Source organism: Micromonospora sp. NPDC048907 (assembly GCF_055586885.1).
Window position 1 is genome coordinate 825,394 of sequence record NZ_JBVJHI010000003.1, and the last position, 15,733, is coordinate 841,126.

Here is a 15,733-nt window from a genome sequence, read left to right on the forward strand (position 1 = left end):
GGAGCGACCCGGGCCCTCGTGCGTGCGGGTCAGCCGAGCAGGCCGCGGGCCCGGTCGTAGAGGTCGAGCACCGCGCAGGCCACCGGGACCACGGCGACCACCAGCGCGGTGTCGGTCAGGTCGGCCAGCCGGCCGAGGTACGGGGAGACCGGCCGCCGGGCGTACGTGGCGCCGGCCGCGACGGCGACCAGGGCCAGGGCCAGCCCGCCGACGGTCAGCGCCAGCCGGCCGGCCGGACCGGCCCGCTCGGCGAGCACCGCGCCGAGCAGGGCGTACCCGGCCAGCCCGGCGGCGACGGCGGGCACCCGGTGGCGGACCGCCACGAAGAGCCGGGAGCGCAGCAGCAGCACCCCGCAGCCCACCGCCGCCAGCAGCCGGCCGGCGAGCCCGCCGGTGGTGACCAGCACCGCGGTGGCCGCGACGGCCAGCACCGCGTGCCCGAGCAGCATCCCGGTCAGCATCTCCTCGGTGCGGGCCACCGCCGCGTGCACCCGGGCCCGGTCGGGCAGGTCACGGACGCCGGGCGGGTCGCCGGCCGGCGCGGGCAGGGTGACCGGCGGCAGCGGCACCTTCCCGAGCCTGATGGCCAGCAGCGGCAGCCCGCCGAGCGCGAAGACCAACGCGCAGAGCAGCACGGCGGCGGTGCCGGCCGGGTCGAGGAACAGCCCGCCGAGGCCGGCCGCCGCGCCGGCCGCGCCGGTGGTCGCGCCGGCCAGGAAGACCCGGGACCGGCTCGCCACCCCGAGCAGGCCGAGCACCGACACCAGCAGCAGCGCCACCGAACCGGCGAGCAGTTCGGGCGCGCCGACCCACGGCAGCGGACGGAACGGGCCGACCGGGTCGCCGGAGCCGACCGCCAGGGCGCCGGCCGCGGCGGCCCAGGGCAGCGCGTACCCGCCGAGGGTGGCGCCGACCGGGCCGTCGCCGTAGGCCCGGGAGGCGGCGGTGGCAGCGAGCACCAGGAGCAGGGCCACCGCGGCGGCGACCGGCCAGCCCCGGTGCGGCCCGGCGCCGGCGGCCAGCACGGCGAGCAGCCCGACGGCCAGCGGGACGCCCGCCCCGGCCAGTGCGGCGGCCCGGGTGGCCCCGGGAGACCAGGCGGCACCGCGCCGTCGGGCGCCGTCGGCGATCGCCTCGATCACGTCGTCGTACTCCAGCTCGGGCCACTGGGCGCGGGCCGGGACGAGGTGCAGCACCTCCCCGTCGCGGACGCCCTGGGGCAGCAGCGCCTGCGCGGTGGCCAGCACCGCCCCGTCGGTGCGGCGCAGCACCCACCCGCCGTGCCGTTCGCCGTCGTCGGCCAGGCCCTCCCCGGCGTGCCGGAGCACCTCGGGCAGCAGCTCGGCGAGGGGAACCTGCTCCGGCAGGGCCACGTCGACCCGCCGCCGGGGGGCGCTGATAGTGACCCGGGCCAGCCCGCTTGTCATCGATGTCTCTCCATATCGAGCGGGAACGGTGGCTGACGGACGAGTGGACTTTACCTACGATGAGCCAGGCTCAGGTTACCGAGAGCCATGGGGAGGCCGAGTGTCCACTGTCGTCATCAAGCGGCCGCCACGCCGCCCGGCACCGGAGATCCCGGCCGGCGAGCTGCCCGTGGAGGCGCCGCCGGAGATCCCCGCGGTGACCGGTGGGCGCTGGCAGCAGGCGCTGACGGTGCTGCCGATGCTCGGCGGGACGGTGGCCATGGCCATGATGTTCGGCCGGGGCGGCGGGGCCTACTCGTACGTGGTGGGCGGCATGTTCGGGCTCTCCTCGGTGGCGATGCTGGTGACCTCGTGGGGCAGCGCCGGCCCGAGGAAGTCGGAGATGATGGCCGCCCGCCGGGAGTACCTCCGGCACCTCGCCGCGCTGCGCCGGCGGGTCCGGGAGACCGCCGGCGCGCAGCGGGCCGGGCTCTACTACCGGCACCCCGACCCGGGGCGGCTCTGGTCGACGGTGGACAGCCACCGGGTCTGGGAACGCCGGCCGGGCGACCCGGACTTCGCCGTGGTCCGGGTCGGGGTCGGGCCGCAGACGCTGGCCACCCCGCTGCTCCCGCCGGTCACCCGGCCGCTCGACGAGCTGGAGCCGATGACCGCCGGCGCGCTGCGGCGCTTCCTGGACGCGTACTCGGTGGTGCCCGACCTGCCCGTGGCGCTCTCGCTGCGCAGCTTCGCCCGGGTGTTCGTCCGCGGCCCGGCCGGCGAGGTCCGCGGTGCGGGCTCCCCGGCCGCCCAGGCGCTGGCCCGGGCGGTGCTCACCCAGCTCGCCGTCTTCCACGCCCCGGACGAGCTGCTGGTCGCCGTGTGCGCCGGGCCGGAACGCCGGGCGGGGTGGGAGTGGGTCAAGTGGCTGCCGCACGCCCACCACCCGGCGCGTACCGACGCGCTCGGGCCGGTCCGGCTGGTCACCAGCTCCGCGGCAGAGCTGGAACGGCTCCTCGACGACGTGCTGGGCAGCCGCTCCCGCTTCAGCCCGGCCGGCCCGGCCACCGACGGGCCGCACGTCGTGGTGGTGCTCGACGGCGGCGACCTGACCGGCGCCACCGACCTGGCCGGCGACGGCGGGATCGACGCGGTCACCGTGCTCGACCTGGACAGCCCGCCGCCCCGCCTGCTCGACCGGTACGCCCTCCTGCTCGACCTGGTCGACGGCCGGCTGCACTCGCACTCCGCCGACGGGCACGCCGAGGTGGGCGCGGCCGACGCGCTGGAGCCGGCCGACGCCGAGGCGGTCGCCCGCCGGCTCGCCCCGCTGCGGCTGGCCGGCGCGGCACGCGGACCGGACGCCCCGCCCGGCGCCGAGCCGGGCCTGCCCGAGCTGCTCGGCCTCGGCGAACCGGAGAGCTTCACCGCCGAGCAGGGCTGGACGCCCCGGGCGGCCCGGGACCGCCTCCGCGTGCCGATCGGGGTGGGCGCCGACGGCGGGGCGATCGAGCTGGACCTCAAGGAGTCGGCGCAGGACGGGATGGGCCCGCACGGTCTGCTCATCGGCGCGACCGGGTCGGGCAAGTCGGAGCTGCTCCGCACGCTGGTGCTCGGGCTCGCCGCCACGCACAGCTCGGAGCAGCTCAACTTCGTGCTCGTCGACTTCAAGGGCGGCGCGACCTTCGCGCCGTTCGCCCGGCTGCCGCACACGGCCGCGGTCATCACCAACCTGGCCGACGCGCTGCCGCTGGTCGACCGGATGGTCGACGCGATCAACGGCGAGCTGATGCGCCGGCAGGAGCTGTTGCGCCGGGCCGGCAACTTCGCGAGCGTGCGCGACTACGAGCGGGCCCGGGCGGCCGGCACCCCGCTCGCCCCGCTGCCGTCGCTGCTGCTCATCTGCGACGAATTCTCCGAGCTGCTCTCCGCCAAGCCCGACTTCATCGACCTCTTCGTGCAGATCGGCCGGCTGGGCCGCTCGCTCGGCGTGCACCTGCTGCTCGCGTCCCAACGGCTGGAGGAGGGCCGGCTGCGCGGGCTGGACACCCACCTGTCGTACCGGATCGGGTTGCGCACCTTCTCGGCGCTGGAGTCGCGGACGGTGCTCGGCGTGCCGGACGCGCACGAGCTGCCCCGCAGCCCGGGGCACGGCTACCTGCGCTCGGGCACCGACCCGCTGGTCCGGTTCAAGACCGCGTACGTCTCCGGCGCGGTGCGCCGGCGCGGCCCGGCGGGCGCGGCCGGCACGCCGGGCCCCCGCCTGCTCGCCTTCTCCACCCACCTGATGCCGGTGCCCGAGCCGGCCACCCCGGCCGCCCTCCCCGCCGAGGAGGAGACCGGCGAGACCCTGCTCGACCTGATGGTGGGGCGGCTGGCCGGGCAGGGCCCGCCGGCACACCAGGTGTGGCTGCCCCCGCTGGACGCCGCGCCCGCGCTGGACGAGCTGCTCGGCCCGGTCGGCGCGGACCCGGCGCGCGGGCTCACCGTGGCCAACCCGGAGCTGCACGGCGCCCTCCAGGTGCCGGTGGCCGTGGTGGACAAGCCGTTCGAGCAGCGCCGCGACCTGCTGTGGCTGGCCCTGGACGGTGCGGCCGGGCACGTCGCGGTCGTCGGCACCACCCGCAGCGGCCGGTCCACCCTGCTCCGCACCCTGGTCTGCGCGCTGGCGCTCACCCACACCCCGGCCGAGGTGCAGGTCTACTGCCTGGACTTCGGCGGCGGGACGCTCGGCGCGCTGCGCGACCTGCCGCACGTCGGCGGGGTCAGCGGCCGGGCCGACGACACGGCGGTACGCCGGACGGTCGGCGAGATCGCCACCCTGCTGGCCGAGCGGGAGCGGCGGTTCACCGAGGCGGGGGTGGAGTCGATGGCGGCCTGGCGGCGGCGACGGGCCGCGGGGCCGGCCGGGGGCCACCCGGCCACCGACCCGTTCGGCGACGTGTTCCTGGTGGTCGACGGCTGGAACACCCTGCGCGGCGAGTACGAGGACCTGGAGCCGCTGGTCACCGAGCTGGCCACCCGCGGCCTGGCGTACGGGGTGCACGTGGTGGCGAGCGCGCTGCGCTGGTCGGACTTCCGGCCGGCGATCCGCGACCTGTTCGGCTCGCGGCTGGAGCTGCGCCTCGGCGACCCGGCCGACTCGGTGGTGGTCAAGCGCGCCCTGGCGGCGACCGTGCCGGAGGAGCGGCCGGGGCGGGGGATCACCGCGGGCGGGTTGCACTTCCTCGCCGCCGCGCCCCGGGTCGCCGGCCTCGGCGACGGCACCGGGGATCTGGTCAAGGCGGTAGCCGGGGCCTGGGCCGGGCCGGCCGCGCCCCGGGTGCGGCTGCTCCCGCCGGTGCTGCCCTACGCCGAGCTGGACCAGGCCGCGACCGGCGGGCTGGCCTTCCCGATCGGGGTGGCCGAGGCGGACCTGCGGCCGGTGGTGCTGGACTTCGCCACCGAGCCCAACTTCGTGGTCTTCGGCGACGCCGAGTGCGGCAAGTCCTCGTTCCTGCGCGCGCTGGCGACCTCGATCGTCCGGCGGTTCACCCCGGAGCAGGCCCGGGTGATCCTGGTCGACTACCGGCGCAGCCTGATGGGCACCATCGAGACGGCGCACCTGATCGGTTACGGGACCGCCGCGCCGCACACGGCCGAGCTGGTGGATTCGGCGGCCGGCTACCTCCAGGGGCGGCTGCCGGGGCCGGACGTCACCCCGGCCGAGCTGCGTACCCGGTCGTGGTGGACCGGGCCGGAGCTGTTCGTGCTGGTGGACGACTACGACCTGGTGGCGGGCGGCCCGACCAACCCGTTGCGGGCGCTGGAGGAGCACCTGCCGCACGCCCGGGACGTCGGCCTGCACCTGGTGCTGGCCCGCCGCTCCGGTGGCGCGGGCCGGACCTCGTTCGAGCCGATCATCCAGCGGCTGCGGGAGCTGTCCACGGCCGGGCTCGTGATGTCGGGCGGCCCCGAGGAGGGCCCGCTCGTCGGCCAGGTCAAGGCGGGTCCGCTGCCACCGGGGCGGGGGCGGCTGGTGACCCGGCGCGAGGGCGTACGCCTGGTCCAGCTGGCCCATCTCCCACCCGGGTGACCGGAGTTGCACCGTGGCGCGCGGGAAAACCGGTAATCTCCGAGCAGCATGTGTCTGACGCGATGAAATGGCTGGGGAATGTGACCAGGGATCGGCAGGGAGTTCCCACCGCGCCTCCCCGGCGTCTCGCCGGCCGCGCGCTGCTCGCCGCGGCGGCGGCCGCGGCCGCCGTGGCCGGTCCGCTCGCCCCGCCCGCTCACGCCGCCCCGGCCGCCGCCGCACCGGGAGCTGCCCGGCTGGCTCCGGCGGACGAGTTCGCCGGGGTGGACCCGGCCCGCGACGGCCAGTGGCAGCTCGCCAGCCTGCGGGCGCAGACCGCGTGGCAGACCTCCACCGGTCGCGGCGTCATCGTCGCGGTCGTCGACTCCGGAGTGGACGCTTCCCATCCCGACCTGGCCGGTCAGGTGCTGTCCGGCGTGGACCTGGTCTCCGGCGGCGCGGACGGGCCCGACCCGGTGGGGCACGGCACCACGGTGGCCGGCCTCATCGCCGGGCGCCGGGACGACGGCCGCGGCGCGGTCGGGCTGGCGCCGGATGCCAAGATCCTTCCGGTACGGGTGCTCGACCAGGAGAACCGGTACGACGACGCGGGCACGGTCGCCGACGGGGTGCGCTGGGCGGTGGACCACGGCGCCCGTGTGATCAACCTTTCCCTCGGCGGCAGCGACACCAGCGAGTCCCTGGCCGCCGCCATCGACTACGCCTTCGCCCGCAACGTCGTCGTGGTCGCCTGCACGGGCAACCTGGCCACCTCGAAGAGCCGCGACGTCTGGTACCCGGCCCGCGAGCCGGGCGTCCTCGCGGTCACCGGGCTGGACGCGAACGACAACCTCTGGTCCGGCGCCATCACCGGTCACGAGACGGTGCTCAGCGCCCCGGCCACCGCGATCAACGGGGCCCGCCCCGGCGGGTACTGGCTGGTGCAGGGCACCAGCTTCGCGGCGCCGCTGGTCGCGGCGACGGCGGCCCTCGTCCGGGCCCGGTACCCGCAGATGTCGGCCGCGGACGTGGTCAACCGGATCATCACCACGGCGCGGGACCTCGGGCCCACCGGCCGCGACGACCGGTTCGGCTACGGCATGGTGGATCCGGTGGCGGCGCTGACCTCCGACGTGCCTCCCGTGCCGCGCAACCCGCTCGACGACAACGGCTCGCCCGGAACGGTGGGCTTCGGCTGGGCGCCCGGTCTGGGCCCGGACACCAGGGCCGCCGCCGGGGCGGGCGGCGACCCGTTCAGCGTCGCCGCGCCGAAGCAGCAGACCCGGTGGGCGGCCCACCCGGCCGGCCAGGTCGCCGACTCGGCGCGGGAGCGGCTCTGGCCCGGGCTCGCCCTGTTCGTCGCCCTGGTCACCAGTGCCGCACTGGTGATCCGCCGGCTGCGCCAGTCCCGCCGCTGACCGGCGACGGCCCCAGGCCGCCGCACGGCGGGGGCGCGCCGCGCCGGACCCGTCGGCATCACCCGTCTGACCTGGCCTCACCCTGGGTAGGGAACAGCGCATGAACACGCCCGTCGGCCTCTCCACTCGCGATCGGTCCTGGCGGCGCCGCCGCCTGGACCCGGACCACTCGCTGGGCCTCCGGCTGACCCTGGCGGCCACCGCCGCGTTCCTGGTGCTGGTGCCGTTCGCCCTGCTCGCGCTGCTGGTGCTGGGCGCCTGGTCACCGCTGTCCCGGCTGGACGCCGCGATCACCGACGCCCTGCACGGGTACGCCCTCGACCACCCGGCCTGGGTCCGGCTGACGGAGGTCTGGACCCACGTCTTCGGGCCCGGCCCGCTCCGGGTGGCCGCCGCCGGCGTGGTGGTGTGGTTGTTGCGGCGCGGCGCGCCCCGGCTGGCCCTCTGGGTGGTCACCACGATGACCGTCGGTGGGCTGCTCGGCGCGCTGCTCAAACTGCTCGTCGGCCGGCACCGGCCGGACCTGCTCGACCCGGTGGCCCGGGCGGCCGGCTACTCCTTCCCGTCCGGCCACGCGCTGAACGCCACCCTGGCCGCCGGGGTGCTCCTGCTGGTCTTCCTGCCGTTCGCCCGGCACAGCCGGGCGGGACGCGGTGCGCTCTGGGTTGCCGCGGCGCTCATCGCGGTGCTGACCGGGCTCAGCCGGATCGCACTGGGCGTGCACTGGACCAGCGACGTGGTCGGCGGCTGGCTGCTCGGCGTGGCGGTGGTGGCCGCCACCGCGGCCGCGTTCTCCACCTGGCGGACCCGGGTCGGCCGGCGGCCGGCGCACACGGCCCGGGAGGGGGTCGAGCCGGAGGTGGCCGAGCCGGGGCCGGACGGCCGCCACGCGTAGTCGGCGACCCGTTGGGGTAATGGGCGGCCCATGTCCGATGTCGCGGTCCACATCGCCCGGCGGGTGCTCCTGCCGGTGGCCCTGCTCTTCGCCGTCCTGGTGGGGTTGGGCCTGCTGGTCACCCGGGTGCTCGCGACGACCTGGCCGTTCACCGTGGAGGACGCGGTCAACCGCGAGCTGGCCGCGCACCGGACATCCGGCTGGAACGACGTCTCGCTGGTGTTCAGCACGCTGGCCAGCACCCAGCTGATCGTCGTGGTGACGGTGCTGGCGGCGCTGGTGCTGCGGCTGGTGCTGCACCGCTGGCGGGAGCCGATCTTCCTCTGCGCCGCCGTGAGCGCGCAGGCGCTGATCTTCCTCTTCACCACGATGGTCATCGACCGCCACCGGCCCGCCGTCGAGCACATGGACGACTCGCCGCCGACCTCCAGCTTCCCCTCGGGCCACACCTCGGCCGCGATGGCGCTCTACGTCGGCATCGCGGTGCTGCTTGCGCTGCGGGCGCGGAGCAGGCCGGCCAAGGTCGCCTGGTGGGCCCTTCTCGTGCTGGTGCCGGTCGGGGTCGCCCTCACCCGGATGTACCGGGGCATGCACCACCCGAGCGACGTGGTGGCGTCCTTCCTCAACGGCGGGGCCTGCGTGGCGATCATGGCGCGGGCCGTGCTGGACCGCACGCTCACCTGGGGCCGGGCCAAGCTGCCGCCCGGACGCTCCGGCGGCGACGTGGCCCCGGCGCGCACCGCCGCCGGCTGATCACCGGCGGCTCAGGTGCACTCGCCGGTGGCGACCCCCCGGGTACGCTCCGCGCCGGCCAGCGCCACGGACCGGGCCTCGGCGGCGGTCACCGCGAAGCCGGTGTTCGGGTCGTCCGCCGCGGCCGCGAAGATCACGCCGAGCACCAGCCCGTTCGAGGAGACCAGCGGGCCGCCGGAGTTGCCGCTGCGGACCAGCGCCCGGATCGTGTAGATCTCCCGCGTCACGTCACCGGACGAGTAGATGTCCGGCCCGGTGATCCGGTCGACGTCCCGGATCCGGGCCGGGCGGGCGTCGTACGGGCCGTCGAGGGGGAAGCCCAGCACGATGGCGTCGGCCCCGCTGCCGGCCTCACCGGCGGCGAAGCGCAGCGACGGCCCGGGCAGCCCCGGAACGTGCAGCACGGCCAGGTCCCGTGCGGGGTCGTAGACGACGACCTCGCCGTCGTAGCGCTCGCCCCGCAGCTCGACGGCCACCGACCGGGTGCCCGCCACCACGTGCGCGTTGGTCATCACCCGGTCGTCGGCGTACACGAAGCCGGAGCCCTCGATGCGGCGGGCGCAGCTCGGCGCGGAGCCCAGCACCTTCACCACCGCCCGCTGGCTGTTCTTCACCACCTGCGAGTTGGCCAGCGCCGGGTCCGGTGGGCTGACCTGCCGGGCCCGGGTGGGCGCGAGGTCGCCGAAGACGTCCGGGAAGCCGTTGGTGTCGACCGTGTCGCGCAGTGCCGTGGACAGCTCCTGCGCCTGGTCCGGCAGCACCCGGTCGACCACGGTGAGCAGGGCGCTGTTGCGCACCGAGGAGGCCAGCCAGGGCACCGACGAGGAGCCCAGCGGCACGGCGACCAGCCAGGCCACCAGCATGACCGCGAAGACCGAGATGACCGCGCCGCCGGCGTCGTCGATCTTCCGCCCGGCGGGTCCGGTGATCGCGGCCCGCAGGTTGGAGCCGAGCCAACCGGCCAGCGCCTGCCCCAGCACGGCCAGCCCGAAGATGGCGACCAGGGAGATCAGCACGCGTGTCCCGCTGTCGGTGAACTGCCGGGCGACCAGGGGCCCGAGCTGCAGGCCGAGCAGCGCGCCCAGGAAGAAACCGGAGAACGACAGCGCCCCGATGACGAAGCCCTGACGGTATCCGCTGATCGCGAACACGAGCATGAGCAGGAGCAGTACGAGATCCACGGCGGACACGCCCCCAAGGTTACGGGCACCGTGCCCCGAAGAGGCTGACCGCTCGCTGAACGTGACAGTCGGATCCGGGCGGGTGACGCCCGCCGGCTCAGCGGACGGGGCTCTCGTCGACCGCGTCGGTGCCGGCCGAGGGGGCGGGGGCGGCGGCCGGCGGCAGCTCCACCACCCGCGAACGCGGCCACGGCCGGGCCCAGCCGCCCATCTCCAGCAGCGTGTTCAGCACCCCGGCCGTGAAGCCCCAGACCAGCATGCCGCGCACCGAGAAGGCCGGGCCGATCCAGCCGCTCGGGTGGCGTACCCGCATGCGGTTCTCCGGGTCGACCAGCTCGGCGACCGGCAGCCGGGCGACGTGCGCCACCTCGGCCGGCTCGCGCGGGTGCACCGGGTGCGGTGCGTGCCACCAGGCGAGCACCGGGGTGACCACGAAGTCGCTGACCGGGATCCACAGCTTGGGCAGCTCGGCCAGCACGGTCACGCTGGCCGGGTCGAGGTCGACCTCCTCGTTCGCCTCGCGCAGGGCGGTGGCGCTGGCGTCGGCGTCCTCCGGGTCGGCCGCGCCGCCGGGGAAGGCCGGCTGCCCGGCGTGGTTGCGCAGCGTGGCGGCGCGCTGGAGGACCAGCACGTCCGGGCCGGCGCCCGGCTCCTCGCCGAGCAGCACCAGCACGGCGCTCTCCCGGCCGCCGCTCTCCGGGGTGGCGAGCCGGGTGAAGTCCTCGGCCCGCGCCGTGCCGAGCCGGCCGAGCAGCGGATCGAGCCAGTCCGGCGGCCGTCGGGTCACAGCCGCACCCCGAGGTGGATGCGGACCAGCTCGGCCAGGCGGGCGTCGTCCAGCGCCCCGGTCGAGTCGGTGTGCCGGATCCGCCCGTCGGCGTCGACCAGGACGGTCAGCGGGAAGGCGTTGCGGCCGAGCGCCCGCTCGAACGCGTCACCCTGGTCGACCAACATGGGGAACCGGACGCCGAAGTCCTCGCCGATGGACTGCGCGCCGCCGCGGCTGTCCCGGCTGTTGACGCCGATCACCTGGAACCGGCCGCCGGCCCGCTCGCTGAGCCGCTGGAAGGCGGGCAGCTCCTTGCGGCAGGGCGGGCACCAGGACGCCCACACGTTGATCACCGCGGGCCCCCGGATGTCCCGCACGTTCACCGGGCCGCCCCCGGTGAAGCAGGAGAGCGCCAGGTCGGGCAGCGGGTCCCCGGCGGCGCCGGACGGGGCCGGGGCGGAGGCCGGCGCGGCGGTCAGCGGGGCGCAGTCGGCGAACGGCGAGGGGCGCTCGGCGCGGGTGGCCGGCGCCGGACCCGCCGGCTCGACGGTCGTGCCGGTGCAGCCGGCCACCGCGAGCAGGAGCGGGACGAGCAGGTGGGCGAGCCGGCGGGTCACGGCACCTCCGCGGCGACCGCCTGCTGCGGCACCAGGTCGGGGTCGATGCCGGCGGCCGCCGCCAGGTCCCGGGCGCGGGGCCCCTTGAGCAGCTTGGCCGCGGCCACCGGATCGGTCGGCCCGGTGCCGTACGCCGGGCAGAGCTTCGCCAGCGTGCAGGCGCCGCAGGCCGGCTTGCGGGCGTGGCAGACCCGCCGGCCGTGGAAGATGATCCGGTGCGACAGCATGGTCCAGTCGCGCTTCGGGTAGAGCGCGCCGATCGCGTGCTCGATCTTGACCGGGTCGGTCTCGGTGGTCAGCCGCCAGCGCTGCACCAGCCGCTGGAAGTGGGTGTCGACGGTGATGCCGGGAACGTCGAAGGCGTTGCCGAGGATGACGTTGGCGGTCTTGCGCCCGATGCCCGGGAGGGTGACCAGGTCGGCCAGCCGGCCGGGGACCTCCCCGTCGTAGCGCTCGCAGAGGGCCCGGCCCAGGTTGATCAGCGAGCTGGTCTTGTTGCGGTAGAAGCCGGTGGGCCGGATCAGCTCCTCCAGCTCGGCGCGGTCGGCCCCGGCGTAGTCCGCCGCGGTGCGGTAGCGGGCGAACAGCTTCGGGGTGACCTCGTTGACCTTCTTGTCCGTGCACTGCGCCGACAGGATCGTGGCGACCGCCAGCTCCAGCGCGTTGGAGTGGTCGAGTTCACAGTGCGCGTCGGGGTGGGTCTCGGTGAGCACCCGGCCGATCCGCCGGGCACGGCGCGTGCGACCGAGGTCGGTCTCGGGGGAGGACGTGGTCACGCCGGCCAGCCTACGTCGCGGGGACGACGTCCCGTCGGGCCCACGCGGGCGGCGGTGCTCCTCAGCCACCCGCCGGGGCGCTGATCTTGCCGCTTCCGTCGAGCTTGGCGCCGGTCGTCGGGAAGTCCGACCGGCTCACCTCGCGGACGAGCCCGAGGCCCCGGTCCTGCCCGTCGACGGCCGGCCGGCCCACGCTGTTCATCGCGGTCGAGGTGAACTGGCCGCCGACGAAGCGGCCCTCCGCGGTCAGCGAGACCTTCAGCACGCCGCCCCAGCCCAGCCGGCCGGAGCTGTTCAGCGACTTCCCGCCGCCGGCGAAGTTGCCCAGGCTGTAGGCGATCAGCCGCCCCTTGTAGAACTCCATGCCGCGCAGCACATGCGGGCCGTGCCCGATCACCAGGTCGGCGCCCGCGTCGATCACGGCGTGCGAGAAGCGGATGGGGTCGCCCCGGTTCTCCCCGAAGAACATCTCCGTGCCCGGCTTCACGTGGCTCCGGTCGGCGCCCTCGGCGCCCATGTGCACCTGCACCACGACCAGGTCGGCCATGCCCTTGGCCATGGTGATGACCTGCTTCGCGGCCTCGATGTCGACCAGGCTGTTCGACCACGGGTACGACGAGAAGCCCGCCACGGCGACCTTGATGCCCTTGACGTCGACCACGGTGATCTCACCGGGCGCGCCGGTGTGCTTGAGCCCGTGCGCCTCCAGCGCCGACTGCGTGTTCTCGTAGCCCTGCTGGCCGTAGTCGTAGCCGTGGTTGTTGGCCTGGTTGAGCAGTTGGAACCCGGCCGAGCGCAGGTGCGCCGCCCAGCCCGGCGGCGCCCGGAACTGGTAGCAGTTCTTGGGCTTCGGGCCGCACTTGCCGGCGCCGGTGTCGTCGGTGAGCGGCTCCTCCAGGTTGCCCATCACCAGGTCGCCCTTGAGCGCGGCCTTGACGTCGTCGAAGAAGCCCTTCCCGCCGTTGGCCGGGAGGCGGGACGGGGCGTTGCCCATGATCACGTCACCGGTCGCGGTCAGCGAGATGGACTTCTCGGTCGATCCGCTCGGCTCGGCGGCCTGGTCGCCCTCGGCCGGCCTCCCGGACGCGGTCGATCCCCCGCCCTGACCCGGCTGCCAGAGGGGGCCGTCGCCCGAACCCCCGTCGCCGCAGCCGGCGACGAGCAGGACGACGAGCACCGCGCCGAGGGCGGCGGCGAGGCGCGCGCGCAGGCCGGCGGGGCGGCGGCGGGGACGAGGCACGGAGAGGGCGGGAGCGTACATCGTGGGCGACGCTACCGCCCCGGGGACGCGGCGACGAGGGCCGATCGGTCGGAAACGCCGTCGGCCGGGCGGGGGCCGGTCCACGCTCAGCCCGCCCGCCGGTGCGACCAGGGCACGACGGTGCCGGTGCCGCCGGCCAGGACGGCCGCGTGCACGGCCCGCGCCAGCGGGGCGCCCCAGGCCGAGCGGGGCCCGCCGTACGGGGCCGGATCGCCGTCGGCCGGGCAGAGCACGGTGACCGCGTCGGTGGGGGTGCCGGTGGCCGGCAACCCCAGCTCCCAGATCGCCTGGGCCTTCGCCTCGGTGGCCGTGGCCACCGCGTTGACCAGAGCGGCGTCCCCGAGCCGGGCGGGCACGTACACCACGATGTTGACCGTGCCGACCCGCTGGGCGGGGGTGGCCGGGGCGGGCGCGGCGGCCCAGACCGGCATGCCGAGGCCGACCGTCGCCCAGACCCGCACGCCGCCGTCCGTCCGGGCCACCACGTCGGTCACGTCGACCCCGGTCAGCAGCCCGACGCCGGGCCCGGCCAGGCCGAGCCCGTCGGCCAGCTCGGCCAGGTGCGCGGCCGGGTCCGCCCGGTCGTACGACATCGGCACCGTCGCGTTGACCACCCACCCGCGGACGCCGATTCCCCCGCCCAGCGGGGCGGAGCCGACCGCCAGCAGCGGCGCCTCGGCCCGCCAGACCAGCAGCGGGATGTCCGACCCGTCCTCGGGCCGGCTGGTCAGGAACGGCTCGCTCAGCACGCCGGTCACCCTACGATCACAGGTGGGGGCGGGTGGCGCCCACCCGTACGGAGGCGGGATCCTAGTCGTTGACCGGGTCGGGCAGGTTACGCCCAACGATCAAGATTCCAGGGGTGCACCTCTGATTCGTGCTCATGTGCGCCTAGACTGGCGGCGCGCGAGGGATCAGCGGACGGCGGACCCGGCCGACGGACGGCACGCGCAAGCGGAGGTGCGCGATGGACGAGGTACTGGCCCGCAGCGGGATCTTCCAGGGTGTCGACCCGGAGGCTGCCGAGGCGCTCGCCAAGGAGATGGAGACGATCGAGGTCCGCAAGGGCGAGGTCGTCTTCAACGAGGGCGAGCCCGGCGACAGTCTCTACATCCTCCTGTCCGGCAAGATCAAGGTGGGTCGCCGGGCCGCGGACGGCCGGCAGAACCTGATCGCCGTGATGGGCCCGTCGGACATGGTCGGTGAGCTGTCGCTCTTCGACCCCGGCCCGCGTACGGCGACGGCCACGGCGGTCACCGACACCCGGCTGGTGCGGCTGCGCAAGCAGGCGCTGCGGCCCTGGCTGAACAACCGGCCCGAGATCGCCGAGCAGCTGCTGCGGGTGCTGGCCCGCCGGCTGCGCCGGACCAACGACTCGCTGGCCGACCTGATCTTCACCGACGTGCCCGGCCGGGTCGCCAAGAACCTGCTCCAGATGGCCGGCCGGTTCGGCACCCGCGACGGCGGCGTGCTGCGGGTGACCCACGACCTGACCCAGGAGGAGATCGCCCAGCTCGTCGGCGCCTCCCGGGAGACCGTCAACAAGGCCCTCGCCGACTTCGCCTCGCGCGGGTGGCTGCGGCTCGACGGCAAGAGCATCATCATCCTCGACCCGGAGCGCCTGGCCCGCCGCGCGCGGGTCTGACACCTCCACCGGCATCCCGGCCCGTGCCCGCCTCCGCGGGTGCGGGCCGGTTCCGTCTGCGCGCCCGCGCGACGGGTCCGCGAGCCGCCGGTTCCGTCTCTGCCGGGCGCAGAATTCCTGGACCGGCCAGCCCGCACCGGCGCAGGCTGGGCCGATGATCGAGCGGGTAGCTGTCCTCTCCGACATCCACGGCGTGCTGCCGGCGCTGGAGGCCGTCCTGGCCGAGCCGGACGTGGCCGCCGCCGACCTGATCGTGCTCACCGGGGACATCGCGGCCGGGCCGCAGCCCGTCGAGGTGCTCGACCTGCTCGCCTCGCTCGGCGACCGGGCCTGCTGGGTCGGCGGCAACGCCGACCGCGAACTGGTCGAGGCGCGGGCCGGGCGGCCGGCCGGGATCGAGGTGTCCAACTGGGCCGCGACCCAGCTCCGCGACGACCAGGTGGCGCGGCTCGCCGCGCTCCCGCCGACCGTCACGCTGCCGGTCGCCGGCCTGGGCGACGTGCTCTTCTGCCACGCCACGCCGCGGGACGACGAGGAGGTGGTGCTTGTCGACTCCCGGCTGGAACGCTGGGCCGAGGTCTTCGCCGGGCTGCCGGCCGGGGTGGGAACCGTGGTCTGCGGCCACACGCACATGCCGTTCACCCGGCTGGTCGACCGCCGCCTGGTGGTCAACCCGGGCAGCGTCGGCATGCCGTACGGGGGCGCGGGCGCCTGGTGGGCGTTGCTCGGGCCGGGCGTGCACCTGCGCCGGACCGGCTTCGACGTGGACGCCGCCTGCGCCCGGGTGGCCGCCGAGTCGGGATTCCCGGACGCCGCCGCCTGGGCCGACGAGTACCTGCGTTCCCGCCACTCGGACGCGGACGCGCTCACCGTCTTCGGCCCGCGCGACGGCCGCTGACCGGCCGCCCCGCGAGGGCGCGAAGTTGTGAATACATTTCGACGGCGGCGGGACCGGCCG

General features: G+C 75.9%; 13 protein-coding genes. 6 read left to right on the forward strand and 7 right to left on the reverse strand.

What is annotated here, in order from left to right:
* Positions 1-29: 29 nt before the first annotated feature.
* Positions 30-1,427, reverse strand: coding sequence for a type VII secretion integral membrane protein EccD (eccD, locus tag ACZ6PY_RS13425; RefSeq protein WP_466071887.1), 1,398 nt, complete (start codon positions 1,425-1,427; stop codon positions 30-32).
* Between the two features lie 100 nt (positions 1,428-1,527).
* Between eccD and eccCa the strand changes: the two genes are divergently transcribed.
* The 4 genes from eccCa (at position 1,528) to ACZ6PY_RS13445 (ending at position 8,526) form a co-directional block, all read left to right on the forward strand.
* Positions 1,528-5,481 carry a type VII secretion protein EccCa gene (gene eccCa / locus ACZ6PY_RS13430; protein ID WP_466071889.1) on the forward strand — a complete coding sequence of 1,318 codons (3,954 nt, stop codon included), beginning with the start codon at positions 1,528-1,530 and terminating at the stop codon, positions 5,479-5,481.
* A 62-nt stretch (positions 5,482-5,543) separates the two neighbouring features.
* A complete protein-coding gene (gene mycP / locus ACZ6PY_RS13435; RefSeq protein ID WP_466071890.1) occupies positions 5,544-6,878 on the forward strand; it encodes a type VII secretion-associated serine protease mycosin in 1,335 nt (444 codons plus the stop codon).
* Between the two features lie 100 nt (positions 6,879-6,978).
* Positions 6,979-7,773, forward strand: coding sequence for a phosphatase PAP2 family protein (locus ACZ6PY_RS13440; protein WP_466071892.1), 795 nt, complete (start codon positions 6,979-6,981; stop codon positions 7,771-7,773).
* A 30-nt stretch (positions 7,774-7,803) separates the two neighbouring features.
* Positions 7,804-8,526 (forward strand): phosphatase PAP2 family protein, encoded by a 723-nt coding sequence (locus tag ACZ6PY_RS13445; protein ID WP_466071893.1) that lies wholly within the window; start codon positions 7,804-7,806, stop codon positions 8,524-8,526.
* A gap of 11 nt (positions 8,527-8,537) precedes the next feature.
* Here ACZ6PY_RS13445 and ACZ6PY_RS13450 read toward each other — a convergent pair whose 3' ends face one another.
* From ACZ6PY_RS13450 to ACZ6PY_RS13475, 6 genes are all read right to left on the reverse strand, one after another.
* Positions 8,538-9,716: a MarP family serine protease gene (locus tag ACZ6PY_RS13450; protein WP_313724073.1), complete on the reverse strand. Its 1,179-nt coding sequence runs from the start codon at positions 9,714-9,716 to the stop codon at positions 8,538-8,540.
* Positions 9,717-9,804: 88 nt separating this feature from the next.
* On the reverse strand, positions 9,805-10,494 hold the full coding sequence (locus ACZ6PY_RS13455; protein ID WP_466071895.1) for an NUDIX hydrolase: 690 nt from the start codon (positions 10,492-10,494) through the stop codon (positions 9,805-9,807).
* Positions 10,491-11,093, reverse strand: coding sequence for a TlpA family protein disulfide reductase (locus tag ACZ6PY_RS13460; RefSeq protein WP_466071897.1), 603 nt, complete (start codon positions 11,091-11,093; stop codon positions 10,491-10,493). Before ACZ6PY_RS13460 ends, ACZ6PY_RS13455 begins: the two co-directional genes overlap by 4 nt.
* The gene (gene nth, locus ACZ6PY_RS13465; RefSeq protein ID WP_466071899.1) at positions 11,090-11,869 is read right to left on the reverse strand and encodes an endonuclease III; all 780 of its coding nucleotides are present in this window, start codon (positions 11,867-11,869) and stop codon (positions 11,090-11,092) included. The genes ACZ6PY_RS13460 and nth overlap by 4 nt, the downstream gene beginning before the upstream one ends.
* Before the next feature lie 61 nt (positions 11,870-11,930).
* Positions 11,931-13,130 carry a CapA family protein gene (locus ACZ6PY_RS13470; protein WP_466071900.1) on the reverse strand — a complete coding sequence of 400 codons (1,200 nt, stop codon included), beginning with the start codon at positions 13,128-13,130 and terminating at the stop codon, positions 11,931-11,933.
* 86 nt (positions 13,131-13,216) lie between these two features.
* Positions 13,217-13,879 (reverse strand): adenosylcobinamide amidohydrolase, encoded by a 663-nt coding sequence (locus ACZ6PY_RS13475; protein ID WP_466071901.1) that lies wholly within the window; start codon positions 13,877-13,879, stop codon positions 13,217-13,219.
* A gap of 218 nt (positions 13,880-14,097) precedes the next feature.
* Between ACZ6PY_RS13475 and ACZ6PY_RS13480 the strand changes: the two genes are divergently transcribed.
* Positions 14,098-14,775, forward strand: a complete 678-nt coding sequence (locus ACZ6PY_RS13480; protein ID WP_007073398.1) for a Crp/Fnr family transcriptional regulator — start codon at positions 14,098-14,100, stop codon at positions 14,773-14,775.
* Between the two features lie 154 nt (positions 14,776-14,929).
* Positions 14,930-15,673, forward strand: coding sequence for a metallophosphoesterase family protein (locus ACZ6PY_RS13485; RefSeq protein WP_466071903.1), 744 nt, complete (start codon positions 14,930-14,932; stop codon positions 15,671-15,673).
* Positions 15,674-15,733: the final 60 nt, after the last annotated feature.

What these genes read in the sequence shown, in the direction of transcription:
- eccD (WP_466071887.1), bottom strand. Translation starts at nt 1,427, where the DNA reads ATGACAAGCGGGCTGGCCCGGGTCACTATCAGCGCCCCCCGGCGGCGG.
- mycP (WP_466071890.1), top strand. Translation starts at nt 5,544, where the DNA reads ATGAAATGGCTGGGGAATGTGACCAGGGATCGGCAGGGAGTTCCCACC.
- ACZ6PY_RS13440 (WP_466071892.1), top strand. Translation starts at nt 6,979, where the DNA reads ATGAACACGCCCGTCGGCCTCTCCACTCGCGATCGGTCCTGGCGGCGC.
- ACZ6PY_RS13445 (WP_466071893.1), top strand. Translation starts at nt 7,804, where the DNA reads ATGTCCGATGTCGCGGTCCACATCGCCCGGCGGGTGCTCCTGCCGGTG.
- ACZ6PY_RS13470 (WP_466071900.1), bottom strand. Translation starts at nt 13,130, where the DNA reads ATGTACGCTCCCGCCCTCTCCGTGCCTCGTCCCCGCCGCCGCCCCGCC.
- ACZ6PY_RS13480 (WP_007073398.1), top strand. Translation starts at nt 14,098, where the DNA reads ATGGACGAGGTACTGGCCCGCAGCGGGATCTTCCAGGGTGTCGACCCG.
- ACZ6PY_RS13485 (WP_466071903.1), top strand. Translation starts at nt 14,930, where the DNA reads ATGATCGAGCGGGTAGCTGTCCTCTCCGACATCCACGGCGTGCTGCCG.